The sequence below is a fragment of the Sphingosinicella sp. YJ22 genome (assembly GCF_011320075.1).
Classification (GTDB): domain Bacteria; phylum Pseudomonadota; class Alphaproteobacteria; order Sphingomonadales; family Sphingomonadaceae; genus Allosphingosinicella.
Genome location: NZ_JAANPA010000023.1, coordinates 22,193 through 47,854, shown reverse-complemented (window position 1 = coordinate 47,854; position 25,662 = coordinate 22,193). Strand labels below are relative to the sequence as shown.

General features: G+C 69.2%; 22 protein-coding genes. 7 read left to right on the top strand and 15 right to left on the bottom strand.

Annotated features, from left to right (window positions below):
* Both secG and tpiA read right to left on the bottom strand, forming a co-directional pair.
* Positions 1 to 375 (bottom strand): preprotein translocase subunit SecG (gene secG / locus G7B71_RS09560; protein WP_166040259.1); only part of this gene is annotated, 375 nt, incomplete at its 3' end.
* 148 nt (positions 376 to 523) lie between these two features.
* Positions 524 to 1,276, bottom strand: coding sequence for a triose-phosphate isomerase (gene tpiA / locus G7B71_RS09555; RefSeq protein ID WP_166040257.1), 753 nt, complete (start codon positions 1,274 to 1,276; stop codon positions 524 to 526).
* Positions 1,277 to 1,463: 187 nt separating this feature from the next.
* Here tpiA and G7B71_RS09550 point away from each other — a divergent pair, with 187 nt between their 5' ends.
* Genes G7B71_RS09550 through lexA form a run of 3 tightly spaced genes read left to right on the top strand, consistent with a single transcriptional unit; the run spans position 1,464 to position 4,780 of the window.
* Positions 1,464 to 3,434, top strand: coding sequence for a peptidyl-prolyl cis-trans isomerase (locus G7B71_RS09550; RefSeq protein WP_166040256.1), 1,971 nt, complete (start codon positions 1,464 to 1,466; stop codon positions 3,432 to 3,434).
* A gap of 10 nt (positions 3,435 to 3,444) precedes the next feature.
* Complete coding sequence (locus G7B71_RS09545; RefSeq protein ID WP_166040261.1) at positions 3,445 to 4,065, top strand: aminodeoxychorismate/anthranilate synthase component II; 621 nt, start codon at positions 3,445 to 3,447, stop codon at positions 4,063 to 4,065.
* Between the two features lie 55 nt (positions 4,066 to 4,120).
* A complete protein-coding gene (gene lexA / locus G7B71_RS09540) occupies positions 4,121 to 4,780 on the top strand; it encodes a transcriptional repressor LexA (RefSeq protein ID WP_166040254.1) in 660 nt (219 codons plus the stop codon).
* On the opposite strand, the gene G7B71_RS09535 is transcribed toward lexA, so the two are convergent.
* The gene (locus G7B71_RS09535; RefSeq protein WP_166040252.1) at positions 4,774 to 5,121 is read right to left on the bottom strand and encodes a hypothetical protein; all 348 of its coding nucleotides are present in this window, start codon (positions 5,119 to 5,121) and stop codon (positions 4,774 to 4,776) included. The genes lexA and G7B71_RS09535 overlap by 7 nt on opposite strands.
* Before the next feature lie 44 nt (positions 5,122 to 5,165).
* Positions 5,166 to 7,256: a ComEC/Rec2 family competence protein gene (locus tag G7B71_RS09530; RefSeq protein ID WP_166040250.1), complete on the bottom strand. Its 2,091-nt coding sequence runs from the start codon at positions 7,254 to 7,256 to the stop codon at positions 5,166 to 5,168.
* 107 nt (positions 7,257 to 7,363) lie between these two features.
* On the opposite strand from G7B71_RS09530, the gene gltX reads away from it, so the two are divergent.
* Both gltX and G7B71_RS09520 read left to right on the top strand, forming a co-directional pair.
* A complete protein-coding gene (gltX, locus tag G7B71_RS09525; protein WP_166040248.1) occupies positions 7,364 to 8,803 on the top strand; it encodes a glutamate--tRNA ligase in 1,440 nt (479 codons plus the stop codon).
* Between the two features lie 2 nt (positions 8,804 to 8,805).
* Positions 8,806 to 10,107: a citrate synthase gene (locus tag G7B71_RS09520; RefSeq protein ID WP_166040246.1), complete on the top strand. Its 1,302-nt coding sequence runs from the start codon at positions 8,806 to 8,808 to the stop codon at positions 10,105 to 10,107.
* Positions 10,108 to 10,119: 12 nt separating this feature from the next.
* On the opposite strand, the gene G7B71_RS09515 is transcribed toward G7B71_RS09520, so the two are convergent.
* The 4 genes from G7B71_RS09515 to G7B71_RS09500 form a co-directional block, all read right to left on the bottom strand.
* Positions 10,120 to 11,496, bottom strand: coding sequence for a HAMP domain-containing sensor histidine kinase (locus G7B71_RS09515; RefSeq protein ID WP_166040244.1), 1,377 nt, complete (start codon positions 11,494 to 11,496; stop codon positions 10,120 to 10,122).
* Positions 11,493 to 12,584 (bottom strand): DUF2336 domain-containing protein, encoded by a 1,092-nt coding sequence (locus G7B71_RS09510; RefSeq protein ID WP_166040243.1) that lies wholly within the window; start codon positions 12,582 to 12,584, stop codon positions 11,493 to 11,495. The genes G7B71_RS09515 and G7B71_RS09510 overlap by 4 nt, the downstream gene beginning before the upstream one ends.
* Positions 12,585 to 12,620: 36 nt before the next feature.
* Positions 12,621 to 13,814, bottom strand: coding sequence for a hypothetical protein (locus G7B71_RS09505; RefSeq protein WP_166040241.1), 1,194 nt, complete (start codon positions 13,812 to 13,814; stop codon positions 12,621 to 12,623).
* Between the two features lie 81 nt (positions 13,815 to 13,895).
* Positions 13,896 to 14,198, bottom strand: coding sequence for an Hpt domain-containing protein (locus tag G7B71_RS09500; RefSeq protein ID WP_166040239.1), 303 nt, complete (start codon positions 14,196 to 14,198; stop codon positions 13,896 to 13,898).
* Positions 14,199 to 14,268: 70 nt separating this feature from the next.
* On the opposite strand from G7B71_RS09500, the gene G7B71_RS09495 reads away from it, so the two are divergent.
* Complete coding sequence (locus G7B71_RS09495; RefSeq protein WP_166040237.1) at positions 14,269 to 16,560, top strand: hypothetical protein; 2,292 nt, start codon at positions 14,269 to 14,271, stop codon at positions 16,558 to 16,560.
* A gap of 3 nt (positions 16,561 to 16,563) precedes the next feature.
* On the opposite strand, the gene G7B71_RS09490 is transcribed toward G7B71_RS09495, so the two are convergent.
* From G7B71_RS09490 to G7B71_RS09480, 3 genes are all read right to left on the bottom strand, one after another.
* Positions 16,564 to 16,824 carry a DUF1467 family protein gene (locus G7B71_RS09490; RefSeq protein WP_166040235.1) on the bottom strand — a complete coding sequence of 87 codons (261 nt, stop codon included), beginning with the start codon at positions 16,822 to 16,824 and terminating at the stop codon, positions 16,564 to 16,566.
* 4 nt (positions 16,825 to 16,828) lie between these two features.
* Positions 16,829 to 18,469 (bottom strand): ribonuclease J, encoded by a 1,641-nt coding sequence (locus G7B71_RS09485; RefSeq protein ID WP_166040233.1) that lies wholly within the window; start codon positions 18,467 to 18,469, stop codon positions 16,829 to 16,831.
* Between the two features lie 106 nt (positions 18,470 to 18,575).
* Positions 18,576 to 19,358: a type III pantothenate kinase gene (locus G7B71_RS09480; protein WP_166040231.1), complete on the bottom strand. Its 783-nt coding sequence runs from the start codon at positions 19,356 to 19,358 to the stop codon at positions 18,576 to 18,578.
* Positions 19,359 to 19,404: 46 nt separating this feature from the next.
* Between G7B71_RS09480 and G7B71_RS09475 the strand changes: the two genes are divergently transcribed.
* On the top strand, positions 19,405 to 19,902 hold the full coding sequence (locus G7B71_RS09475; RefSeq protein ID WP_166040229.1) for a GNAT family N-acetyltransferase: 498 nt from the start codon (positions 19,405 to 19,407) through the stop codon (positions 19,900 to 19,902).
* Here G7B71_RS09475 and G7B71_RS09470 read toward each other — a convergent pair.
* From G7B71_RS09470 to nuoL, 4 genes are read right to left on the bottom strand one after another with little or no spacing between them, the layout of a single operon-like run.
* Positions 19,899 to 20,585, bottom strand: coding sequence for a biotin--[acetyl-CoA-carboxylase] ligase (locus G7B71_RS09470; protein ID WP_166040226.1), 687 nt, complete (start codon positions 20,583 to 20,585; stop codon positions 19,899 to 19,901). The genes G7B71_RS09475 and G7B71_RS09470 overlap by 4 nt on opposite strands.
* Positions 20,586 to 20,590: 5 nt before the next feature.
* Positions 20,591 to 22,036, bottom strand: a complete 1,446-nt coding sequence (gene nuoN / locus G7B71_RS09465; protein ID WP_166040224.1) for an NADH-quinone oxidoreductase subunit NuoN — start codon at positions 22,034 to 22,036, stop codon at positions 20,591 to 20,593.
* Positions 22,036 to 23,616, bottom strand: coding sequence for an NADH-quinone oxidoreductase subunit M (locus tag G7B71_RS09460; protein WP_166040222.1), 1,581 nt, complete (start codon positions 23,614 to 23,616; stop codon positions 22,036 to 22,038). Before G7B71_RS09460 ends, nuoN begins: the two co-directional genes overlap by 1 nt.
* Positions 23,613 to 25,661 (bottom strand): NADH-quinone oxidoreductase subunit L, encoded by a 2,049-nt coding sequence (nuoL, locus tag G7B71_RS09455; protein ID WP_166040220.1) that lies wholly within the window; start codon positions 25,659 to 25,661, stop codon positions 23,613 to 23,615. Before nuoL ends, G7B71_RS09460 begins: the two co-directional genes overlap by 4 nt.
* Position 25,662 lies beyond the last annotated feature (1 nt).

Sequence of the window (25,662 nt, the reverse complement as noted above, 5' to 3'; positions counted from 1 at the left end):
CCGGATCGCTTCGCGTGACTGGAGCTCAGGCGTGTGCTCTCCCGATCCAGCGGGCTGCGGCGCGCCGCTGAACGGGCTCGGCTGCTGCTCGGCCGGCGAACCGGCGGGCGGACGCTGGGTCTTCAGCGCCTCGGGATCGATCGTGCGGCTGCCGGTCTGCGCGGCGAGCGCGGCGAGAATGATCGACAGGACCACGAACAGGGTCGCGAGGACGGTGGTCGCGCGGGTCAGGAAGTCAGCCGCGCCGCGCGCGCTCATCATGCCCGCCGGGCTGCCGCCGCCGGCAAGGCCGCCGCCTTCCGAGCGCTGCATCAGGATGACGGCGATGAGGGCGGCCGCGACCAGGGTCTGGACGATGAGGAGGAAGAGGAACATGGCGTCTTTCAGGCTGAAGCTGGTCGCGCGACGGAACGGCGCACCGCGGCGACTTAGTGGATGACGCCCAAAGCTTCAACACCCCTGCCCGCGCTGCTGCATGGATCCCGGCTTTCGCCGGGACACGCCCTTAAGCGTCGCGGAAGGCCTAGCTGCGCGCAGCCGCCTCGATGATCGGGACGAACTGCGCCGCGGTGAGGCTGGCGCCGCCGACGAGGGCGCCATCGACGTCGGCGACCGCAAACAATTCGGCGGCATTGTCGGCCTTGACCGAGCCGCCGTAGAGGATCCGGACATGCTGGCCGGCGTCGCCATAGCGAGCGACGAGCGCGGCGCGGATCGCCGCGTGCATCTCGGCGACGTCGGCCGGAGTCGCGACGTTGCCGGTGCCGATCGCCCAGATCGGCTCATAGGCGACTACCAGCTCGGCGCCTCCGATGTCGTCGGGCAGGGAAGCGGCGAGCTGGCGCTCGACCACCGCGCTGTGATCGCCGGCACGGCGCTGCGCGTCGCTCTCGCCGACGCAGACGATCATGTCGAGGCCTGCGGCAAGGCCCGCCTCGGCCTTGGCGCGGACCTCGGCGTCGGTCTCGTGCTGGTCGGTGCGCCGCTCCGAATGACCGGCGATGGCGAGGCTCGCGCCGGCTTCCTTGAGCATGGCGGCCGACACGCAGCCGGTATGGGCGCCGCTGGCGCGATGATGGACGTCCTGGCCGCCGATTCGGACTCCCCCGGCGCTGCGCATCCCCGCCGGCGCGATCAGGGTGAACGGCGGGCAGATGGCGACGTCGACGCCGGACGCCTCGCGCGCCGCCTCGGCGATCGCGATCACCTCGTTGAGGCCATCGAGGCTGCCGTTCATCTTCCAATTGCCGGCGACGAGCTTGCGGCGGACGTGCACGATAACCTCCCTTGGTCTGTATGGCGCGCCGCCTAGCAAGAGCCGGCGAACCCGCCAAGGTGCGGCGGGCCGCAAGCGCGCGGCGCGATGCTTGCGGCGATGCCGCGCCTTTCCTATTGACGCCCCGGGTTGCCAACACTCCCGGGCGACCGCTCATGCCTTTCTAACAGACGGACCGCATTCCAACATGGCCGAAGAAACCTTCCGCAAGAAGCTGCGCAACGGAGTCCTGCTGGGCTTCCTCGGCATCGCCCTCCTCGCCATGGTCGTGACCGGCTTCGGCACCGACGGCATGGGCGGGCTCGGCGGCATCGGCGGTCAAGGCGCGCAGACGCTCGCCCGCGTCGGTGACGAGCGCGTGACCGACACCGCTCTCAGCGCCATGATCGACGGTGAATATCGCCGGGCGGCCCGCGAGCAGACCGATCTCGATCGCGGCCAGTTCGTCGAGCAGGCGTTCCAGCCGCTGCTCGAGCGAATGATCGGCCAGGCCGCGATCGCCGACTTCGCCCAGCGCCACGGCCTGGTCCTGCCGCGCGAGATGATCGACCGGACCATCATCGGTTTCCCGGCGTTCCAGAACGTCGCCGGCCAGTTCGACGAGGCTTTGTTCCGCCAGGCGCTGTCGCAGCAGGGCATCACCGAGCAGCAGTTGCGCGACGACATCGCGGGCGGCGAGATCATGCGCATGATGCTCGCGCCGATCGGCTCCCAGGTGCGCGCGCCGCGCGCAGTCGCCACCGAATTCGCGTCGCTTCTGCTCGAGCAGCGGCAGGGCGCGTTCGGCCAGGTCCCGACCGGCGCCTTCGCCGCCAACATCAACCCGTCGGACCAGGAAATCGCCCAATTTTACCAGCGCAACCAGCGCCAGTTCGCGATCCCCGAGCGGCGGGTGATCCGCTACGCGCTGCTCGACCGCAACAGCTTCGGCGACCGCGTGGCCGCGACCGACCAGGAGATCGCGCAGCAATATCAGCAGAACCAGGCGCAATATGGCCCGCGCCAGACCCGCAACCTGCAGCGCGTCGTCCTGCCGGACGAGAATGCGGCGCGCCAGTTCGCGCAGCGGGTGCGCGGCGGCACCAGCTTCGCCGACGCCGCCCAGCAGGCCGGCTTCGCCGCCGGCGACATCAATTTCCCGCAGCAGACCCAGCAGGCGTTCACCACCCTCTCTTCGGCAGAGGTCGCCAATGCCGCCTTCGCCGCCCAGCAAGGCGCCGTCGTCGGGCCGTTCCGCACGCCGCTCGGCTTCCAGGTCGTCCGCGTCGACGGGATCAGCCAGACGCCGGGCCGAGCGCTCGCCGAGGTGCGGCCGGAGATCGCCGCGGCGATCGAGCAGCGTAAGCTTGCCGAGGCGCTGATTGCCGCCGAGGAGCGCATTCAGGAGCGCCTCGACAATGGCGAGAGCTTCGAGGAGGTCGCGCGCGCCGAGGGCCTCACTCTGCAGACGACGCCGCCGGTTGCGCGCACCGGCCAGGCGCCGGGCGTTCGGGGAGCTGACGGGCAGCCGTTCCAGTTCCCCGCCGACCTCGCCGCGGTGCTTCAGGCTGCCTTCGAGATGGAGCCTGACGGCGACCCGCTGATGGAAGTCGTCCAGCCCAATGCGCGGGTCGCGGTCATCGGCCTCGTCAACGTGATGCCGTCGGCGGCGCCGCCGCTCGCCGAGATCCGCGACCAGGTCCGCCAGCGGCTCATCCAGCAGACCGCCCTGCAGCGCGCGCGCCAGGCTGCCGACGCCATCGTCCAGCGCCTCAACAGCGGCATGGCGCCCGCGCAGGCCTATGCCCAGGCCGGCGTTGCTCTGCCGGCGACGACGTCGATCACCCGCCGCCGCCTCGATCTGGCGCGGGCGGGCCAGGCGGTGCCGCCGCCGCTCGCCATCCTGTTCAGCATCCCGCAGGGCCGGGCTCGCGTGATCGCCGGGCCGGAGGGCAGCGGCTGGCTCATCGTCCACCACCAGCAGCGCACCCCGGGCAACGCGGCGACCGCTTCCGAGGGCGCGGCTCTGATCGCCTCGGTCCAGCAGCAGTTCAACCAGACCGGCGCGGTGGAGCTTCAGGAGCAGTTCGCGCGCGCGATCCAGGGAGCCACCGATATCCGCCGCGACGAGGAGCGCATCAACGCGCTTCGCCAGCAGCTGCGCGGCACCGGGCAGTGAGGAATCCCCGCTGATCCTCGTCGTCGACAACCACGACAGCTTCACCTGGAACCTGGTCCATTACCTGCGCGAGGCGGGGGCTACGGTCCGGGTGGAGCGTAGCGACGCGCTTCCGGTCGAGGCGGCGATGGCCAGCGGCGCGGACGGCATCCTGATCTCCCCCGGCCCCGGGCGGCCCGAGGATGGCGGCATCAGCCTGGCGCTGGTGAAAGCATGCGCGGAAGCGGCCATGCCGCTGCTCGGCGTGTGCCTCGGCCACCAGGCGATCGGCCAGGCGTTCGGCGGCACCATCGTGCGCGCGCCGCGGGTGATGCATGGCAAGACGTCGCCGGTCACGCATGACGGCGACGGCGTGTTCGCCGGCCTCCCCTCCCCGCTCACCGTTGCGCGCTACCACTCGCTGGTCATCCGCGAGGACGACATGCCCGGCTGCCTCGCGGTGACGGCGCGGGCAGACGACGGCACCGTGCAGGGCGTCCGCCACCGCGCGCTTCCGATCGAGGGCGTGCAATTCCACCCGGAGAGCATCGCCAGCGAGCACGGCCATGCCCTGCTCGCCAATTTCGTCCGGCACGCGCAGGCCGGAACGTCCCGCAAAGACACCGTTACGCCGCAGAAACCGCTTGCTTGACAGGTGCGCGGACGTTCCGTACACGTTCCTCATACGTTCTGTGGGGAGCATTTTCATGCTGACGCGCAAGCAACACGAGCTTCTGCTTTTCATCCATCAGCGGCTCGGCGAGACCGGCGTGTCGCCGTCCTTCGAGGAAATGAAGGAAGCGCTCGACCTCAAGTCGAAGAGCGGCGTCCACCGCCTCATCTCGGCGCTCGAGGAACGCGGCTTCATCCGCAGGCTGCCCAACCGGGCGCGGGCGCTCGAAGTGCTGCGCATGCCGGACGCGAGCGTGAAGGGCATGCCCGCCAATGACGGCGGCGCGGCGGTGCGGACGCCGCATGCCGCCAACGACGTGCTCGACATCCCCCTTCATGGCCGCATCGCCGCCGGCACGCCGATCGAAGCGCTGCAGGGGCAGGACATCCTGCCGGTGCCCGCCGCCCTGCTCGGCCCGGGCGAACATTATGCGCTCGAGGTCGCCGGCGATTCGATGGTCGACGTCGGCATCCTCGACGGCGACTATGCACTGGTGCGCAAGACCGACGTCGCCCGCGACGGCGAGATCGTGGTGGCTCTGATCAACGAGGAGGAGGCGACCCTGAAGACCTTCCGCCGCGAAGGCCAGATGGTCCGCCTCGATCCGGCCAACCGCCACTATGACCCGCAGCGCTACCAGCCCGACCAGGTGAGGATCCAGGGCCGGCTGGCGGGACTTCTGCGCCGCTACTGAGGTTCGGCCCAGGCGGGCAGCGCGCCCGTCGGCAGCCGCCGGCAATGGTCCTGGACGGCGCGAACCAAGGCGAAATCGCCGGCCTCGCGCGCGATCCGCTCGCCTTCAGCGCAGGCGCCTTCGGCCACGATGCGGCCGACACGGTCGCCGAGCGCGCGAGCCTCGGCGGCGGTGCGCGCAGGTGAACCGGCCGCAGCGGCGCGGCTGCGCTCATGGTCAAGCGATTCCCGGCTGGCGTCGCGCCAATCGGTGAACAGCCCGCCGAAGCGCGGCGGCGCAAGCGGCGCGGGCTCCGCCGGAGGCTGGACCGAAAAAGCCGCGAGAGCGATCAGGATAGCCATGAGCCTGGCGCCTTAGCAGAAACCGGTGAGCGCGTCCTGAACGGCTATCGCGCAGTCGCGCGCCATGGGCGGGCGCCGACCTGATCCCGGACGGTCGTGAGGGTTGCGCCGCGGCCAAAGGTGAAAGCGAGGCCGCCATGCTCGGCGAGGAAGGGGCGGTCGGCGCGCAGCCAGCGCGGCCGGCACGCCGCTGGCAAGGCGCGGTCGCTGACGACGATGTCGGCGGCGGCGCAGGCGGCGATCATCTCGTCCCAGCGGACGAAATCGCGGCTGGTGGTGGCGAGGATATGCCAGGCGCGGCCGTGGCGGCGGAGCTCGTATCGGCACAGGGCATCGCTGCACGCACCGTCGCGGGCGGCGGCAATCTCGACGAAATCCGGTTCGCTTCCTGACAGTTCGGCGAGCAGGTCGCGAACATAGTCTCCGGCCCGCGGGCGCAGGATGGCGAGATCGCCGGTCGGCGTGCGCAGCGCGAGATGGCGGCCGTCGCCGGTGACCAGCAGATCGGGCGGCGGCGTGAGCAGCGCCCAGGCAGCGCCCACCGCGGCGGGAGCCGCGCCCCACCAGCGCCAACGGGTCCGCCATAGTCCGATCCACAACAGACCGGCGACGAACAGCGCGAACGCCGCGGGCGGGATCGCGGGCATCAGCGCGACCGCCCCCGGCGCCCCGGCGACGCCGTGGGCGACCGCCAGGAGCAGCCCCAGCCCCTGCCCGGCCGCCCACCAGAAGGGCGCGCCGAGGCCGACAAGGTCGAGCAGCAGCGCCAATGCTTCGAGCGGCATGATCACGAAGGTGGTGAGCGGGATCGCGGCGATGTTCGCCAGAGCGCCGTAGAGGCCGGCCTGGTGGAAGTGGAACAAGGCGATCGGCGCGATGGCAAGCTCCACCGCGACGCCGGTGAGAAGCAGAGCGAGCAGGGCACGGCCGAAGCGGCTCCCCGCACCTTCGTCGCGGCGCGCGAGCAGCGCCTTGATTCGGGGATGCTCGTGCAGCGCCACGATCGCGGCGACCGCGGCGAAGCTCAGCTGGAAGCTGGGCCCGGCCAGCGATTCTGGCCAGAACAGCAGCACCACGATCGCGCCGGTCGCGACGAGGCGCAGGGTGATGGCGTCGCGGCCCATCGCCAGCCCGGCGAGGACGAGCAGGGCAGCGATGCAGGAGCGGATGGTCGGCACCTCGGCGCCGGTCAGCAGGGTATAGGCGATGCCGGTCAACGCCGCGATCGCCGCGGCCGCGAGGACGAGGTTGACGCGCAGCGCCAGCCACGGGCTGAGCGCGAGCAGGCGCAAGGCGAGAAGGATGGTGCCGCCGACGACCGCGGTGATGTGCAGGCCGCTGACCGACAGCAGATGGGCGAGGCCGGAGGCGCGCATCGCCTCGGCATCCTCCATGCCGACTCCGCCCTGGTCGCCGGTGGCGAGCGCCGCCGCAATGGCGCCCTCGCTGCCCGGCAGCCGGCCCTGGATGTGCGCGGACAGGCGCTGGCGAAGGCCGGCGAGCCAGGCCTGCCAGCCGGTCCGCGCCAGCGGCGTCACCATTTCGACGTCGCCGAGCAGGCGGCCGGTGGCGCCGATCCGCGCGAACCAGGCGGTGCGGGCGAAGTCGTAGGCGCCGGGCACCGCCATTGGCGGCGGCGGCATCAGAAAGGCCCGCAAGCGCACCGTCGCGCCAGGAACGAGACCGTCCGGTGCGCGGCCGAGCGGGACCGCGACGCGGACCTGCGGCGGCAGCGCCGGTGCGTCCATGGGCGCGAGCAGCAGGCGCATCTGGTCGCGCGCGGCGAGCCGGTCGGCGCGGACGATGGTCGCCGTGAAGCGCGCCGCCTGGGGCCGTTCGAGCCGCGGCGCGGCGACACTCTCGGCGCGCAGCCAGATCAGCGCGCAGCCGATCATGACGAACAGGCTGAACCAGGCGACGGCGGCGGCGGCGCGCGACCCGCGGGCGAAGACGAGCGCGGCGAGCGCGGCGGCTCCGGTCGTCGCGAGGAAGGCGGCCCAGAGCGCCGGGCCAGGCAACGCGAACCAGGCGGCGATTCCGGCGATCAGCCCGACCGGCACCCACAAAGGAAGCTGCTCGCGCTCCGCCTCCAGGCGCGCCTCGATCGCGCCCGCTGCCCTGCGCAGGCGGGTCATCGGCGCCGCAAACACCCCGCTCCACCCCTTTCGTGGCTGCACCGCGCTATGCTAGGGCCGCCGCACTTTCGAGGGCGCCCCTGCCCTCATCCTTGGAGATAGCGCGCGTGAGCGCAAGTCAGACGCCACAGAATCCTGGCGCGCAGGTGGTCACCCGCTTCGCGCCTTCGCCGACCGGCTTCCTGCATATCGGCGGCGCCCGCACCGCCTTGTTCAACTGGCTCTACGCGCGCCGCCACGGCGGCCGCTTCGTGCTCAGGATCGAGGACACCGACAAGGCGCGATCGACCCAGGACGCGATCGACGCGATCCTCGACGGCATGCGCTGGCTCGGCCTCGATTGGGACGGCCACGAATATTACCAGTCGCAATTCTGGGCGCGCCACGCCGAGGTCGCCCAGCAGCTGCTCGACTCCGGCCATGCCTATCGCTGCTACATGACTCAGGAGGAGCTCGCCGCTCAGCGCGAGGAAGCCCAGCGCGAGCGCCGCCCGTTCCGCACCCGCAGCAAGTGGCGCGACTGCAGCGATCCCGCGCCGGACGCGCCGTTCGTCGTTCGCCTGAAGGCGCCGCAAGATGGTGAGACGGTCATCGAGGACAAGGTCCAGGGCCGCGTCGCCGTGCAGAACGGCGAGATCGACGATTTCGTCCTTCTGCGCTCCGACGGAAGCCCGACCTACATGCTCGCGGTGGTGGTCGACGACCATGACATGGGCGTCACTCACGTCATTCGCGGCGACGACCATCTCAACAACGCCTTCCGCCAGCTCGCCATCATCAAGGCGATGGGCTGGCCGGAGCCGGTCTATGCCCATGTCCCGCTGATCCACGGCCAGGACGGCGCCAAGATGTCGAAGCGTCACGGCGCGATCGGCGTCGATTCCTATCGCGACGAACTCGGCATGCTGCCCGAGGCGGTCGCCAACTATCTACTACGCCTCGGCTGGGGCCATGGCGACGCCGAGATCATCAGCCGCGACGAGGCACTGCAATGGTTCAGCCTCGAAAATGTCGGCCGATCGCCCGCCCGCTTCGACACCAAGAAGCTCGAGAATCTGAACGGCCATTATATCCGCGAGGCCGACAACGAGCGGCTTGCCGAACTCGCGGCGCCGCGCACCGAGCAGGCGCTCGGCCGCGCGCTGTCCGCCGACGAGCGCGCCCTGCTCGCGCGCGCCATGCCGGAGCTCAAGCCGCGCGCCAAAAGCGTCCTGGAACTGGGCGATGGCGCCGCCTTCCTGTTCAAGCGCGTGCCGCTTGACATGGACGAGAAAGCGGCGGCTTTGCTAGAAGGCGAAGCGCCGACCCTGCTGGCCGCCCTGATCGACAGCCTGTCACCGCTGTCGGACTGGACGGCGCAGACCACCGAGCAGGCGGTGCGAGATGTGGCCGAGGCCAAGGGGGTGAAGCTCGGCCAGGTTGCGCAGCCCTTGCGCGCCGCCCTGACGGGCCGATCGACATCCCCGGGTATTTTCGAGGTGCTGGCGCTGCTCGGGCGGGACGAAAGCCTCGCCCGGCTGACCGACAAGGCAAAGAAGGAAGACTGAACATGGCCGACGCCCCCAGCCTCGCCGACAAGGCGACCCTGATCATCGACGGCCGCGGCCACGATTACACCGTCCGCACCGGCACGGTGGGACCCCGAGTGGTCGACATCCGCAAGCTCTACGCCGACACCGACGTCTTCACCTACGATCCCGGCTTTACCTCGACCGCGAGCTGCCAGTCGAAGATCACCTATATCGACGGCGACCAGGGGATCCTGCTCCACCGCGGCTATCCGATCGACCAGCTCGCCGAGAAATCCAGCTTCATGGAAGTGAGCTACCTGCTCCTCCACGGCGAGCTGCCGAGCAGCGCCGAGCTCGACACGTTCAGCAACACGATCACCCGCCACACCATGCTTCACGAGCAGCTGGCAACCTTCTACCGCGGCTTCCGCCGCGATGCGCACCCGATGGCGGTGATGTGCGGCGTGGTCGGCGCGCTGTCGGCCTTCTATCATGACAGCACCGACATCACCGATCCCGAGCAGCGCATGATCGCGTCGCACCGGCTCATCGCGAAGATGCCGACGATCGCCGCGATGGCCTACAAATACACGCTCGGCCAGCCGTTCATGTATCCGGACAACTCGCTGTCCTACACCGGCAATTTCCTGCGCATGACCTTCGGCGTCCCCGCCGAGCGCTACGAGGTCGATCCCGTCATCGAAAGCGCGATGGACAAGATCTTCATCCTCCACGCCGACCATGAGCAGAATGCGTCGACCTCGACCGTTCGCCTCGCCGGCTCGTCGGGCGCCAATCCGTTCGCGTGCATCGCTGCCGGCATCGCCTGCCTGTGGGGTCCGGCCCATGGCGGCGCCAACGAGGCCGCGCTGAACATGCTTCGCGAGATCGGCCGTCCCGAACGAATCCCGGAATATATCGCCCGCGCCAAGGACAAGAACGACCCGTTCCGGCTGATGGGCTTCGGTCACCGCGTCTACAAGAATTTCGACCCGCGCGCGAAGGTGCTGAGCAAGGCGGCGACCGAGGTGCTCGACAAGCTCGGCATCGTCGATCCGGTGCTCGACACCGCACGCGAGCTCGAGCAGATCGCCTTGAAGGACGATTATTTCGTCGAGAAGAAGCTCTACCCGAATGTCGACTTCTATTCCGGCGTGATCCTGTCGGCGATCGGCTTCCCGACCTCGATGTTCACCGCACTCTTCGCGCTCGCCCGCACCGTCGGCTGGGTCGCGCAGTGGAACGAGATGATCTCGGACCCCGACCAGAAGATCGGCCGTCCGCGCCAGCTCTATGTCGGCGCCGCGCAGCGCGATTACGTGCCGGTCAACCAGCGCTAGGCCGGAGCCGCGTCAGGCGGCGGGCAGGGTCAGTGTGAATCGGGCGCCCTGCCCGGGCGCGCTGTCGAGCAGGATGTCGCCGCCCATCGCGCGGGCGAGGCGGCGGGCAATGTAGAGGCCGAGGCCGGTGCCGCCGGGCTCCGACGGGTCGACTCGCTCGAACTTGTCGAACACGCGGTCCTGGTCCTCGGGCGCGATGCCCTTGCCGAGATCGGCGACGGTCAGCGCGACCATCTGGCCGACGCGCTCGGTGCGGATCCACACCATCGAGCCTTCCGGCGAATAGCGGATCGCGTTGACCAACAGGTTCATCATGATCTGGAGGACCCGGCGGAACTCGCCGAGCGCGGGCAGCGCCTCGCCGTCGCCGGGCTTGTCGATGCGGACCCGGCGCTCGGCCGCGCGCACCGACAGCAGGCCTGCGGCGCGGCGAGCGACGTCGGCGAGGTCGATCCGTTCGATCTCCGGCGTGAAGTCGTCGCGCTCGATCGCCTGCAGGTCGACAAGGTCGTCGACCATGGCGAGGAGGTGGCGCCCCGCCGAGGCGATGTCTGTGGCATAAGCGGTATATTCGCGGCGCAGCGGCCCTTCATGCTGGGCGCGAAGCAATTCGGCGGCATTGACGATATGGTTGAGCGGCGTGCGCAACGCCTGGTCGAGGCGCGCGCCGAACGCCCCGCCATCGCTTGCCCGGTCGTGCTCGGCGTCGGCCGAGCTCTCGGCACGATGGACGACCACCGCCGAGCCGCGGAAGCCGGCGAAGCGGCCCATGCCGTCGATCAGCGGGACTCCGGACAGCAAGTAGTGGCTGCCCGGGGCGGCGGCGAGTTCGGCGAGCTGGCCATCGAATCGGCTGTGCTCGGCGAGCGCGATGAGGATCGGGATGGTGCCGTCGGCCGCCTCGCGGAAGCGGAACAGGTGGACCATCCGGCGGCCGATCAACTCGCGCGCGGTGCGCCCGAGCGCGGTCGTCGCGGACGGCGACAATTGGGTGAGCGCGAGCGTCTCGTCCGTCTCCCAGGTCCAGTCGGCGCCGGCGCGGAGGAAGTCCGCCTCGCGTTCCTCGGGCTCGACCTGGCCGGTCGCCTGCGCCGCGCGCGCGGTCCAGCCGCTGATCTCGAGCGTGACTTCGTTGCCGCGCGGCTCGGCGCGCACCCACAGATCGAGGTCGCGCTCGCCGTCGGCGGCGATGGCGGGGCGAGCGACGGTGATACCGAGGCGGCGGGCGAGCCGCGCCAGCGTGGCGATCTGCGGCACCGCGAGAACTCCGCCCGGGCGGCCGCCGGCATGTTCGTGGAGCGCGGCGAGCGGCGGATCGGCCTCGATCAGGCGCCCGTCGGCGTCGAGGCGTCCGTTGACGGTACCGGCAATGGCGGGCGCGTTGGTCATGCCGTCCGCGCGCTCCCCGAGGCGCGGGTCGACAGACGGGCGACGCTGGCGCGATAGGCGGGATCGGCCTGCCACAGGCGCATCACCTCGGCGGCGCTGGCGGCGTCGAGGCTGTCATAGAGTTCGAGCTGCTCGGCGGCGGCATCGCCCTCGGCACCCGAGAACAGGCGGCCGCGGCTGTTGAGCAGGAGCAGGATGGCGGCGGCATCGTCGCGCTCGATGGTGCCAGCGCGCAGAAGCAGCGCGGGACCGCGCCCGCGCGGGTCGGAGAGGATCTCCCAGGCCGCGGCATGATCGAGCCCGGCGCGGACGCCGAGGCCGGCGATGAACAAGGGCAGCATGCCTTCGCTCAAGGCGCGGGTCAGGATCGCGCCGTCGAGGCGGCCGAGCGTGTGGAGTCGGCGGCTGAGGCGCACGGCCGCGGCTTCGAGCCCGGCGCCCTCGTCATATTGGGCGACGAAGGCGCTGGCGGCGGCTTCGACGGCGGCGTCGACCGCGCGCAGGCCGTGCTGCTGAACGAGATAGTGGCGCAGCGCCGCGGCGACGAGCCAGACGAGCTTGTGCTGGAGCTCGGCGGGCAGGTCGACATGGCCGAGCACCGGCTCCTGGAAGCGGTCGAAGCGGCGGCTGCGCGCAATGACCATCTCCATCGCCTCGCTGGCGAGATCGGCGTCGGCGTCGCGGACGAGCGCGTAGAGCAGGTCCTCGCCGGTGCCCTGGCCATAAGCCTTCCAGAAGCGGTGCTCCTCGACCCGGCGGACGAGGACGGTGCCAAGGTCGCTGTCGCCCAGGGCGCCGGCGCGCTCGAGGATCGGCAGCACGATCGGAACATGGGCGGACGACAAGGCGGCGTGGACGGTCTCCTGGCCGGCGAAATGCTCGGCGAGCGGCACGCGCAAGGCGTCCTCGATCGAGCGGATGAGGCGGGACAGAAGGTTGGCGGCGGTGAGGCGCTGCCACTCGCTGAGGCGGGCCTGCTCGGGCAGCAGCAGGTCGGTCGCGGCGACGGCGAAACGCTCACGCGCGGCGGCCAGCAGCAAACGCGCCGCGTCGCTCCTTTCGCGCCGTTTCGATCCTGCCTCCGCCATCACAACCACCCTAGCCACAGCAGAGTTAACTCGGCGCTAATCCTGGCGGCGATGCGCCTGGTCCTGCGCCCAGAAGAAGGAGGCGGCGGAATAAGCGAGAAGGACCACGATTCCAGCACCCCAATAGCCGGCGAGCGCGAAGGCGACCATGGCCAGGAGCAGGCTGTGGCGGTCGGCGAGAAAGACCGCTCCCCTCACCTCCTTGGCGCCGATCTCGCGGCGAAGCGCGACCAGGAAGAGAATGGCCATGACCGCGGTCAGCAGAATGCCCCAGCCGTCGCTCGCGGTGAGGCGGTAGGCGAGCGCGAGCAGGGCCGCCCCTTCCAGCACCGGCAGCAGCACCCGCCACCAGGCATGCTCGCCGATCCGCTTGAGGCGCAGGCGCGCAAGCCGGAGCGCGATTCCCTCAAGCGGCATGGCGAGGACCAGAGGCACGAGGCCGACCCAGCGCCAGTCGAGCGCGAAGGCGATCACGGAGAGCGCGGTCAGCGCCACCGCCGCGGCGGCGATCATCGTCGGCGTTACGTCCTTGGTCATGATCGCCCGGGTCGCGAGCAGCTCGACCGGTGCGAGCAGGTAGCGCGACACCCAGTTGGGCGAGGCCCAGGCGATGCTGCTCAGCATGCGCCGCTGGAGCTCGGCGAAATCCTCGCGCCGCTCGACGATGGCGAGCTCCGCCGCTTCGCGCTCGCTGGCGATGGCGAGCGGCGTCACCCCGGTCTGGAGCGCACGGCGCAGAAGCGTCGAGACCACGTCCCACTCGGCGGGCATCAGGGCGGCGTCGCGCAGCAGTTCGGCGTCGACGAGAGCGATTCCGGCCCAGCGCGTGTCGCCGTCGATCCGCTCGTAGCGCTCGTCGAAACCGCGGTCGGCGACGGTGAGCAACGCCGGGCGGTCGGCCCCGGTGAGGCGTTCGATATGCGAGCGCGCGCCGACGAAGCCATCGGCCATGATGAGCATTCGCCCGCCGCCGGGCAGCGCCGCAGCGGCTTCGCGGGCGTTACGCGCGGTGGCGACGTCAAGGCCTTCGCGCCGCAGCCGCTCGATCGCCGCGGCAAGCTCGCCGGGAACGGTCTCGACCATGATGATGACGCGCTTCACCCCCGCCGCCGCGGCAAGCCGCGCCTGGCGCTCGATCAGGGTGCGGCCGGCGAGCCAGAAAGTGGCGCGGAGCGGAGCGCCGGGCTCGCGCGCTTCGCGGGTGGCGGATAACAAGGCAGCTATGGGCATCGCGGGCAGGTTAGGTGGCGAGCGGGTGCCTGCCAACAGCGGATAAACCCGGTCTTTGAAGACGGGACGGGGCCGCCCGGCCTATTGCTTGGAGAAGGCGTCCAGCGCTTCGCCGATCTTGCGCAGCACCACCGGGTCGCCGGGAGCGCCGTCGAGCGCTTCGTCGGCGAGGCCGACCATGCCGACCGCGTTGAAGCTCGCCGCGACGCTCTTCAGCCGGGAGGCGGCGATCACCCAATTGGCGTCGCAGCGCGAGCGGCCCATCAGATCGTGCTGGCGCGCGGCGCTGGCCAGGAAGGCCTCGCGCAATTCGTCCATCAGCGCTCGGTCGTTGCCGACGGCGGCGGCGAGCGAGGCGGTGAGGGCTCCGGGGTCATAGGCCATGCGACAGGCCGTACTCCGGGCTGGTTAAGGAGATGTTTCGTTGGCGTCCAAACCTGATACAAGACGGGTCATGAGTTCAGGGGCAGAGATCGCCGTGGCGCATCCGGACGAAGCCGTCGAGTGGGAGGAGCCGGGCGAATCCGGCTGGGCGGAAGAGCATTTCGACCTGCCCGATCTGGGCGCCCCCGAGCCCGAGGCGGAAAGCGGCGGAAAGCCGCTGCTGGCCGGCCTGCTCATGTTTCTCGCCGTCGGCTGGCTCGGGCTGTGCGGCCTCGCCTTTTATCGGACAGCGGGCACGGCGCCGTCCCTGGTCGACGTCGCCGGCTGGATCGCGACCGCCTCGGTTCCACTGGTCCTCATCGGCCTCACCTGGCTCATCTTCGGGCGCAGCAGCCGCTCGGAGAGCGAGAAATTCACCCGCGCCGTCGTCGCCATGCGCGGTGAGGCGCAGGCGCTCGACCGCGTGCTTAGCGTCATCGCCGAGCGGTTGGTCGACAATCGCGCGCAGCTGACCGAGAGCAGCGCGCGGCTGATGCGGCTCGGCGAGGAAGCCTCTGACCGGCTCGGCCGTGTCACCCATTATCTCGCGCGCGAGAGCGGAGAGCTCGAACGCAAGTCGGCCGCGCTTGAATCGGCCGCGGCTCAGGCGCGCGTCGACATGGGCGTGCTGCTCGCCGACATTCCCCAGGCCGAGCAGGCGGCGCGGACGTTCAGCGAGACGCTGAAGGAGGCCGGAGTCACCGCCCACGAGCGAGCCCGCGCGCTGGAGGCGCAGCTGTCGGCGATCTCCGCGCGAGCCCAGGACGCCGACACCACGGTGGGCGGCGCGGCCGAGCGGCTGAGCGCGCACATCTCGCGAATCGAGAGCAGCGCCGGAGTCGCCTCCGAGCAGCTCGAAGGCACCGCGGCGCGGCTCGACGCAGCAGTCGACGCGGCGCTTGCCCGCACCACCGAGGCTGTGGAGGCGACCCGAGCGGCGCTCGACGTCCAGGCGCAGGCCCTGGCGGCGTCGATCGAGGAAGGCCGCGCGCGCTTCGCCGATGCCGGCGCCGAGGTCAGCCGCCAGCTCGGCGAGCAGCTCGGAACGCTCACCGGCCAGGTCGAGACGATCGAAGCGAAGCTGGCCGCCCAGGACGAATCGGTCCGCGCCCTGCTCGCAAGCGTCGCCCGCGAAATCGATCAGCTCGACGAGCGGCTGCGCGTGACCGGCGCCGCCGGCGACGAGCAGTCCGCCCGGCTCAGCGAGAGCGTCGAGGCGCTGCGCGGCCTGGTCGGCTCGCTCTACGGCGAGATCGGCCGCTCCCGCGACGCGGCCGGCGAGATGATCGACCAGGCGCACAATGTCGGCGCGGCGATGGACTCGGTCGCTGCGCGGATGCGCGACGACCTCGCCCCGGCGCTCGACGACGTCCAGGCCAAGGCGGCGACGGCCCAGCACACCGCGCTCGGCGCGGTTGAGCCGGTCGCACAGGCCCAGGCGGCGGCGCAGGGCGCGCTGGAGCGGCTGATTGAGGCCGAGCATGCCATCGAACGGCAGAAGGCCTTGCTCCACGATCTGGTCATGGCCGGCACCGCCGGCGCGGCGAGCGTCGAGGAGAAGCTGAAGGACATTGCAGTCGCTGCCGGCGAGGCGGACGAGGCGTCGGCAGCGGTGCTGCGCGAGACCGGGCCCGAGCTGGTCGAGGCGCTGGTGCGGGTGCGCGAGGCGGCCCGTTCGGCGGCCCAGCACGCCCGCGAGGCGATCTCCGCGGTCATTCCGGAAAGCGCCTCGGCCCTGTCGGACGCGGTCAAGGGCGCGGTCGACCAGTCGGTCACCGACGCGGTGAAGCAGCAGATCGCCGAGCTTGAGGCCGCGTCGCAGCAGGCGACGGCGGCCGCGCGCACGGCGTCCGAGCGCCTCACCCGTCAGCTCCTGACGATCGGCGAGAGCGCCGCCGCGCTCGAGGCGCGGATCGAGGAAGAGCGCGTGCTGCGCGAGCAGCAGGACCAGAGCAGCATGGGCCGAAGCGTCGCCTTGCTGATCGAATCGCTCAATTCGACCGCAATCGACGTCACCAAGATCCTGTCGAACGAAGTCACCGACACGGCATGGCGCGACTATCTGAAAGGCGAGCGCGGCGTGTTCACCCGCCGCGCCGTGCGCCTGCTCGAGACCGGCGAAGCCCGTGAGATCGCGCGTCACTATGACGAGGAACCCGAGTTCCGCGACCAGGTGAACCGCTACGTCCACGATTTCGAGGCGATGCTGCGCCGGGTCCTCGCCGATCGCGAGGGCGATCCGCTCAGCATCACCCTGCTGTCGTCCGACATGGGCAAGCTCTACGTCGCCCTCGCCCAAGCCATCGAGCGGCTTCGGCGCTAAGCGTCAGCGCATCCAGTCGAGGTCGTCGACGGTGAGCCAGCCGGCGAAATAATTGGCGTAGAACAAGCCGAACAGAAGCGCCGACAGCAAGGTGGTGCGCAGGAAGATCTTGGCGGCCGGGAAACGGTGAGGGGCGCTCTCGGCGTGGCCGGGCTGGACCTTCTCGCCGACATCCTCGGCGGTGCGGACGTGCCAGGGCATCACCAGAAACAGGCACAGAGTCCAGAACAAGAGGTAGATCGCCAGGATCGAGGTCAGCTTCACGGCCTCACATCCTCACGATCATGACCCGAACCACGGGCTTCTTGCCGGTCCAGTCGGTTGCGCAACGGCGCACCGCGAGGCGCACCGCTTCGTGCAGCCGGTCCTCGTCATTGCCGCGCGCCCCGCGAACCGCTTCCTCGGCAGCATCGACCGCTTCGCCGAGGAACGCATCGCGATCCTCCTCGACCGGAACACCCTCGAGCGCGATCTGGACGTCGCCGGCGAGCTTGCCAGCGATGTCGAGCGGGACGGCGACCGCGATCACCCCCGCGGTCGAGATCCTGCGCCGCTCGTTCATCGTCGTGCCGTCGGCGGGCAGGATGACGTCGCCGTCGAGGACGAGGCGACCGACCCGCTCCTCGCCAAGCTTGCGCGGGCCGTCGGGGGCGAGGCGCACGACATCGCCATTCTTCTGGACGATTCCGCGCGGGACGCCCTGGGCGCGGGCGAAGCGCTCATGCTCGGCCATGTGGCGAAGCTCGCCATGGACCGGGACGATGATGTCGGGCCGGATCCAGCCGTACATCGCGGCGAGTTCGGGGCGGCCGGGATGGCCGGAGACGTGGACGTTGGCCTGGCGGTCGGTGATCATCTTGATGCCCTTGGCCGCGAGCTCGTTCTGGATGCGGCCGATGGCGATCTCGTTGCCGGGGATCTGCTTGGAGGAGAAGACGACGAGGTCGCCCTCGGTGAGGCTCAATTTGTGCTGGTCGAAGGCGATTCGGGCGAGCGCGGCGCGGTATTCGCCCTGGCCGCCGGTGGCGATGATCATCACCTCGCGGCGCGGCAGCTGCATCGCGGTCTCGAAATCGATCGTCTCGGGGAAATCGAGCAGATAGCCGACGCTCTTGGCGACGCGCAGGATCCGGTCGAGCGAACGGCCGGCGACGCAAACCTGCCGCCCGGTATCCTTGGCGACATTGCCAAGGGTGCGCAGCCGCGCCGCGTTCGACGCGAAGGTGGTGACGAGCACCCTGCCCTCCGCCTCCCCGATGACCCGGTCGAGATCGGCGCGGACGCCTTCCTCGGAGCCCGACGCTTCCTCCTGGAAGACGTTGGTCGAATCGCAGACCAAAGCGAGGATGCCTTCGTCGCCGACCTTGGTCAGCGCCGCGGCGTCGGCCGGATCGCCGAGCTGCGGGAACTCGTCGAGCTTCCAGTCGCCGGTGTGAAAGACCTTGCCGTAGGGAGTCTCGATGATCAGGGCATTGCCCTCGGGGATCGAGTGGGCGAGCGGCACGAAGCGAATGCAGAATGGATCGATTCGGACGTCGCCGCCGATCTCGATGATGTTGACCTTCACGTCTTCGGTGAGGCCTTCTTCCTTGAGCTTTTCGGCGATCAGACCGGCAGTGAACGGCGTCGCGTAAAGCGGCACGCCGAGGTCGGCGGCGAGATAGGGAATCGCGCCGATATGGTCCTCATGGCCATGGGTCAGGACGATTCCGACCAGGTCCTGCTTGCGCTCCTCGATGAACGACAGGTCCGGAAGGATCAGCTCGACTCCCGGATAGCCCGGGTCGGCGAAGGTCATGCCGAGGTCGACCATGAGCCACTTGCCCTTGGTGCCGTAGAGATTGACGTTCATGCCGATCTCGCCGGAACCGCCGAGCGCGAGGAAGAGGAGTTCGTTGCCGGGTTTCATGCGGGCGCCTTACCGCCATTCCAGCAAAAGCTGGAATCCCTCTTTCACTTTTCTGACGCAGGTGAAGGAAAACAGATTCCAGCTTTCGCTGGAATGACCGAACGGCTCAGTCCGCCTGGACGCTCCGCGCGTGAAGCATCGCAAGGCCCTGGATGGTGAGGTCCGGCTCGATCACGTCGAACATCTCGCTGTGCTGGTCGAACAGCACCGCGAGTCCGCCGGTGGCGACGACCTTCACCGGGCGCCCGACCTCGGCCTTCATCCGTTCGATCAGGCCCTCCATCATCGCGACATAGCCCCAGAAGATGCCGATATGCATCTGGTCCTCGGTGGTTCGGCCGATGACGCTGCGCTCGGTCGGCGCCTCGATGGCGATGCGCGGCAGCTTGGCGGCGGCGCTGACCAGCGCGTCCAGGGACAGGTTGATACCGGGGGCGATGATTCCGCCCTTGTAGGCGCCGTCATAGTCGATGAGGTCGAAGGTGGTCGCGGTGCCGAAGTCGACGACGATGAGGTCGCCTTCGTGCAGGGCGTGGGCGGCAATGGCGTTGAGGGCGCGGTCGGCGCCGACGCTGCGCGGCTCGACGACGTCCAGCTCGATGCCCCAGTCGGCCTCGCCCTGCCCCGCGACCAGCGGCTCGACTCCGAAATATTTTGTCGCGAGCACTTCGAGATTGTGGAGAGCGCGCGGCACCACCGTGCCGATGATCACCGCATCGACATCCGCCCTGGTGAAGCCCTCGAGCTCGAGCAATTGGTGCAGCCAAACCGCATATTGGTCTGCAGTGCGCCGGGGGTCGGTCGCGATGCGCCAGCGAGCGCGGATCACGCCGTCCTCAACAAGGGCGAAGACAAGGTTCGTGTTGCCGGCATCGATGGCGAGAAGCATGCGCCGTCACTAGCCACGCATCGGCGGCTTGGCTAGCGCAGGGCCCATGGACGCGATCCGCACCGAACGGCTGCTGCTGCGCAAGGCGCGGACGGATGACCTGACGGCGATGCACCGGATCCTCAGCAACCGCCAGGCGATGCGCTACTGGTCGTCGCTGCCGCACGAGAGCCTCGACCAGACCCGCGAATGGCTCGGCGACATGATCGCCGCGCCCGAGCGCGGGGGCTGCGACTTCATCGTCGAGCTGGATGGCGAGACGATCGGCAAATGCGGCTGCTACAAGCTGCCGGAGATCGGCTACATCCTCCACCCCGATCATTGGGGCAGAGGCTATGCCACCGAGGCGATGACCGCGGTGATCGGCCACATCTTCGGCCGTTTCGACCTGCCGGCGCTGAGGGCCGACATCGATCCGCGCAACACGCCATCGATCCGGCTGCTGGAACGTTTGGGCTTCACCTTCACCCACCGCGCCCAGCGGACCTGGCTGCTCGGCGAGGAATGGTGCGACAGCGTCTATTACGAGCTGAAACGGCCCTAAATCAGGAACACGTCGCCGGCGTGGATGGTGCGCGAGCTGCCATCAGCCAGGCGTAGGCGCAATGCTCCGTCCTCGTCGAGGCCGTCGAACAGGCCGTCGCCCTCCGATGTCGACAGGGCCGTACCGAGAGGATGGGCGTCGGCGAGCCAGGCGCGGCGAACGGGCGCCACGCCTTCCCCGCGCCAGCGGCCGAGCCAGCGCGCGAAAGTCTCCGCGAGCAGCTCGACGAAGGCCCCGGGCTCGGGCGCGGTCCCGGTCAGCCGCTGGAGGCTGGTCACGGGGCGCTCCAGCCCCTCCGGGTGGTGCGCCAGATTGACTCCGAACCCGATCACCACCGCCTCGCCCGAGCGTTCGAGCAGGATTCCGGCGAGCTTGGCGCCTTCGGCGAGCAGGTCGTTGGGCCATTTGATGCGAACGGCGGGCGTGTAGATCGCCGCCGCCTCATGCAAAGCGACGGCGGACACCAAGGCCAAAGTTGGCGCCGGCGGGTCGCCCGGGCGCCGCCGTACCAGGGTGCTGGCGTAGAGATTGCCCGGCGGCGACATCCACGCCCGTCCCTGCCGGCCCTTGCCGCCGGTCTGGACCTCGGCGCGCAGCCACAGGCCTTCCGGCGCGCCTGTGGCGGCGCGCGCGATCAGGTCGTCATTGGTGGAGCCGGTCTCGAGGACGGTCTCGATCGGCACCCGGGCTAGAACAAAGAGGCGGCCGCGGCGTCGGTGAGCGGCGTCAAATAGGGGATCGCGAGGTAGCCGAGCGGCGACACCGCCAGCGCGGCGGCCAGGATCAGAGCGGCGCCGATCGGCTCGCGCTCCTTGATAAAGGCGGGCGCGGATTCGTCGAAATACATGATCTTGACGATCTTGATGTAGTAGAAGGCGCTGATCACCGAGGTCGCGATGGCGACGGCCGCGAGCCACACCAGGTCGGCGCGCACCGCCGCCTCGAACACCACGAATTTCGGCCAGAAGCCGAACAGCGGCGGGATGCCGGCAAGGCTCAGCATGAACACAGCCATCGCCGCGGCGAGGCCGGGGCGGGTGCGCGACAGGCCAGACAGGCTGGCGATCGATTCCACGGGCTCGCCGTCGGCATCGCGCATGCGCAGCACGACCAGGAACGAGCCCAGCGTCATGACGATATAGACCGTCATGTAAAACAGCACCGACGATGCGCCTGCCTGGCCGCCGGCGGCGAGGCCGACGAGCGCGAAGCCGACATTGTTGATCGAGCTGTAGGCGAGCAGGCGCTTGATGTTGCGCTGGCCGATCGCGGCGACTCCGCCGAGGATGGTCGAGGCCAGCGCCATGAAGATGATGATCTGCTGCCAGGCATCGGCTACGGGACCCATCGCCTCGACGGCGACGCGGACGAGCAACGCCATCGCCGCGACCTTCGGCGCCGAGGCGAAGAAAGCGGTGACCGGCGTCGGCGCGCCTTCATAGACGTCCGGGGTCCACATGTGGAACGGCACGGCCGAGACCTTGAAGGCGAGGCCGGCGAGCACGAAGACGATGCCGAACAGGCGGCCCATCTCGATGCCCTCCTCGGCCGGCGAGCCGAGGGCGGTGGCGATGTCGCCGAACATGGTCGAGCCGGTGAAGCCGTAGAGCAGCGAGATACCGTAGAGGAGCAGGCCGCTGGCGAGCGCGCCGAGCACGAAATATTTGAGGCCGGCCTCGGCCGAGCGCGCGTCGCTGCGCTGGAAGGACGCGAGGACGTAGGCCGACAGGCTCTGCATCTCGAGGCCGACATAGAGGGTGAGCAGGTCGCTCGCGGTGACCATCAGGCCCATGCCGATCGCCGAGAAGATGACCAGCACCGGATATTCGGCCTTATAGTCCCCTGCCCGGCCGAACCAGCCCGCGGCGGCGAGCAAGGCAACCGCGGCGGCGCCGTAGATCAGCACGCGCGAGAAGCCGGCGAACAGGTCACTGGTGACGAGGCCGGCGAAGGCGACGGCGTCGGCGCCCGTCTCGGCCGGGATCAGGAAGGCGGCGGCCGCGAGGCACGCGACGGCAACCCAGCTGATCGCCTTGGCGGCCTTGTCGCCGCCCCATGCCGCCCACAGCAGCAGGACAAGCGAGGCCAAGGTGAGGAACAGCTCCGGGGCGACGAGGAGCAAATCGCGGTACATCAATGCGCCTCCTCAGCGCCGGTGGGTGCGGGCGTGTCGTGGCCTTCGGCGGCGCCGGGCGCGACATGGGCATCGGCCGCGGGCCGCGGCGTGCCCGCGGTAAGCTGGGCGTCCCCTGCGGGGGCCGCCCGCGCTATCCGCTCGACGAGGATGCCGACGTCCTTGCGCATCGGCGCCATGAAGCTCTCGGGATAGACGCCCATCCACAGCACCACGGCAGCGATCGGGGCCATGAACAGGAACTCGCGCGGATTGAGGTCGCGCATCGCGGCGGCTTCCGGCGTGCGCGCTGTGCCGAAGGCGATCCGCCAGTAGAGTAGCAGCATGTAGGCTGCGCCGAGGATGATTCCGGTCGCCGCGATGAAGGCGACCAGGCTGTGCGCCTGGTAGGCGCCGAGCATGCTGAGGAACTCGCCGACGAAGCCGCTGGTCCCCGGAAGGCCGATCGACGCCATGGTGAACAGCATGAACAGGACGGCGTAGGCCGGCATGTTGTTGGCGACGCCGCCGTAGCGGTCGATCTCGCGGGTGTGCATGCGGTCGTAGACGACTCCGACGCACAGGAAGAGCGCGCCCGACACCAAACCGTGGCTCAGCATGACGATGAGGCCGCCCTCGATGCCCTGCCGGTTGAAGGCGAACAGGCCGATCGTCACGAACGCCATGTGGGCGACGGACGAATAGGCGATCAGCTTCTTCATGTCCTGCTGCACCAAAGCGACAAGCGAGGTGTAGACGATGGCGACGAGGCTGAGGCCCATCATCAGCCAGAACAGCTGGTTCGAGGCCTCCGGGAACATCGGCAGCGAGAAGCGCACGAAGCCATAGCCGCCGAGCTTCAGAAGCACGCCGGCGAGGATCACCGAACCGGCGGTCGGCGCCTGCACGTGGGCGTCGGGAAGCCAGGTGTGGACCGGCCACATCGGCAGCTTGACCGCGAAGCTGGCGAGGAAGGCGAGGAACAGCCAGGTCTGCGCTTCCGCCGGGAAGTCGGTGTTCAAGAGGACCGGGATGCTGGTGGAACCGGCATAGTTCACCATCCACAGCATCGCGATCAGCATCAGCACCGATCCGAGCAGCGTGTAGAGGAAGAACTTGTAGGCCGCGTAGATGCGGTTGGCGCCGCCCCAGATGCCGATGATCAGGTACATCGGGATGAGGCCGGCCTCGAAGAAGATGTAGAAGAGGAAGATGTCCTGCGCCATGAACACGCCGAGCATCAGCACCTCGGTGATCAGGAACCAGGTCATATATTCCTGGACTCGGTCCTTGATAGCGGCGCTCGCGAGGATGCAGATCGGCATCAGGAACACGCTGAGCATGATCAGCATCAGCGCGATGCCGTCGATGCCGAGCGCCCAGGCGAAACGGCCGAACAGGTCGACATGCTCGACGAACTGCCACTGGGCGCCGCCGACATCGTAGGTCGCCCACAGCAGGATGCCGAGCGCGAGGTCGACGAGCGTGGCGCCGAGCGCGATCGCGCGGGCCGCCGACGCGCTGACGAACAGGCAGGCAACCGCGGCGATCGTCGGGATCGCCAGCATCAGCGACAGGATAGGGAAATCGAGCTGGTTCACCGCGCAAAGATCCAGGTGACGAGGCCGGTGATGCCGAGCAGCATCCAGAAGGCGTAGGTGTAGACATAGCCGGACTGCAGCCGCGCCGTGACGCGCGTGCCGGCGGTGACGAGAGCGGCGATGCCGTTCGGCCCGAAGCGGTCGATCGTGCCCTCGTCGCCTCGCTTCCAGAACAGGCGGCCGAACCACAGCGACGGGCGCACGAGCATGCGGTCGTAGAGTTCGTCGAAATACCACTTGTTGTAGAAGAAGGTGTAGAGGACGCGCAAATGATCCGCCGCCGCCGCCGCGAAGCTCGGCCGCCGGATATAGGCGTAGAAGGCGAAGGCGAAGCCGATGATCATGGCGATCGCCGGCGACAGCTTCACCCACAACGGCACTTCGTGGATGGCATGCATCAGGTGCGTGTCGAACGCGATGGCGCCGTGCCAGAAATGCTCGCCTTCGTGGCTGTCGATGAAGGCGTGGTGGAACACCATGCCCGCCGCGATTGCGCCCAGCGACAGCAGCGCGAGCGGCACCAGCATCGTCCACGGGCTTTCGTGCGGGTGGTAGCCGGCCGTGCCTTCGGGCGGGTGGAGGTCCTCATGGCTGCTGTCGCCATGCTCCTCATCCGGGGTCTCATGATGGCCGTGAACAGCGTGCTGGATATGCTCGGAGGCGGCCCAGCGCGGCTTGCCCCAGAAGGTGAGGAACATCAGGCGCCAGCTGTAGAAGCTGGTCAGCATCGCCGCGACCACGCCGACGAAGAAGGCGAAGCCGGATACCGCGGCGCCGCTCGCATAGGCGCTCTCGATGATCGCGTCCTTGGAGAAGAAGCCGGCGAAGCCGAAGCTCGGCAGGCCCGCGACCTGGATCACGCCGACGCCGGTGATCGCCAGGGTGCCGATCATCATCGCCCAGAAAGTCAGCGGGATCGACTTCCTGAGGCCGCCGTAGAAGCGCATGTCCTGTTCGTGGTGCATGGCGTGGATGACCGAGCCCGCGCCAAGGAACAACAGAGCCTTGAAGAAGGCGTGGGTGAACAGGTGGAACATCGCCGCGCCATAGGCGCCGACGCCCGCGGCGAAGAACATGTAGCCGAGCTGCGAGCAGGTCGAATAGGCGATTACCCGCTTGATATCATTCTGAACTGTGCCGACGGTCGCCGCGAACAAAGCGGTCGCGGCGCCGACGAAAGTGACGACCGCGAGCGCCGTGTCGCTCTGCTCGAACAGGGGCGACATGCGGCACACCATGAAGACCCCAGCAGTGACCATGGTCGCGGCGTGGATCAAAGCGGACACCGGAGTCGGGCCTTCCATCGCGTCCGGAAGCCAGGTGTGGAGGCCGAGCTGCGCCGACTTGCCCATCGCGCCGATGAACAGGAGGATGCAGAGCAGCGTCAGAGTATCGACCCGGTAGCCGAGAAAGCCGATCGTCGAGCCGACCTGGCTGGGCGCGGCGCCGAGGATGTCGGCGATCGAGACGGTGCCGAACACCAGGAAGATGCCGAACATGCCGAGCATGAAGCCGAAGTCGCCGACTCGGTTAACGACGAACGCCTTCATCGCCGCCGCGTTGGCCGACGGCTTGTGGTACCAGAAGCCGATCAGAAGATAGGAGGCGAGACCGACGCCTTCCCAGCCGAAGAACATCTGGATGAGGTTGTCGGCCGTCACCAGCATCAGCATCGCGAAGGTGAACAGCGACAGATAGGCGAAGAAGCGGGGCTGCGACGGGTCCTCCGCCATATAGCCCCAGCTGTAGAGGTGGACGAGCGCCGAGACGGTCGTGACCACGACCAGCATCACCGCGGTCAGGCTGTCGACCCACAGCGACCAATTGACCTGCAGGTCCCCGGAATTGATCCAGGTCAGAACGGGCACGCTCTCGGCGTGGCCGGTGCCGGCGAGGAAGCCGAGGAAGATCGGCCAGGACAGCAGCATCGACGCGAACAGGGCGCCGGTGGTGACCAGCTTCGCGGCGAAATTGCCGATGAAGCGGCCGCCGAGGCCCGCGACGATTGCCGCCAGCAGCGGCAGGAAGACGATCGCCTGGATCACG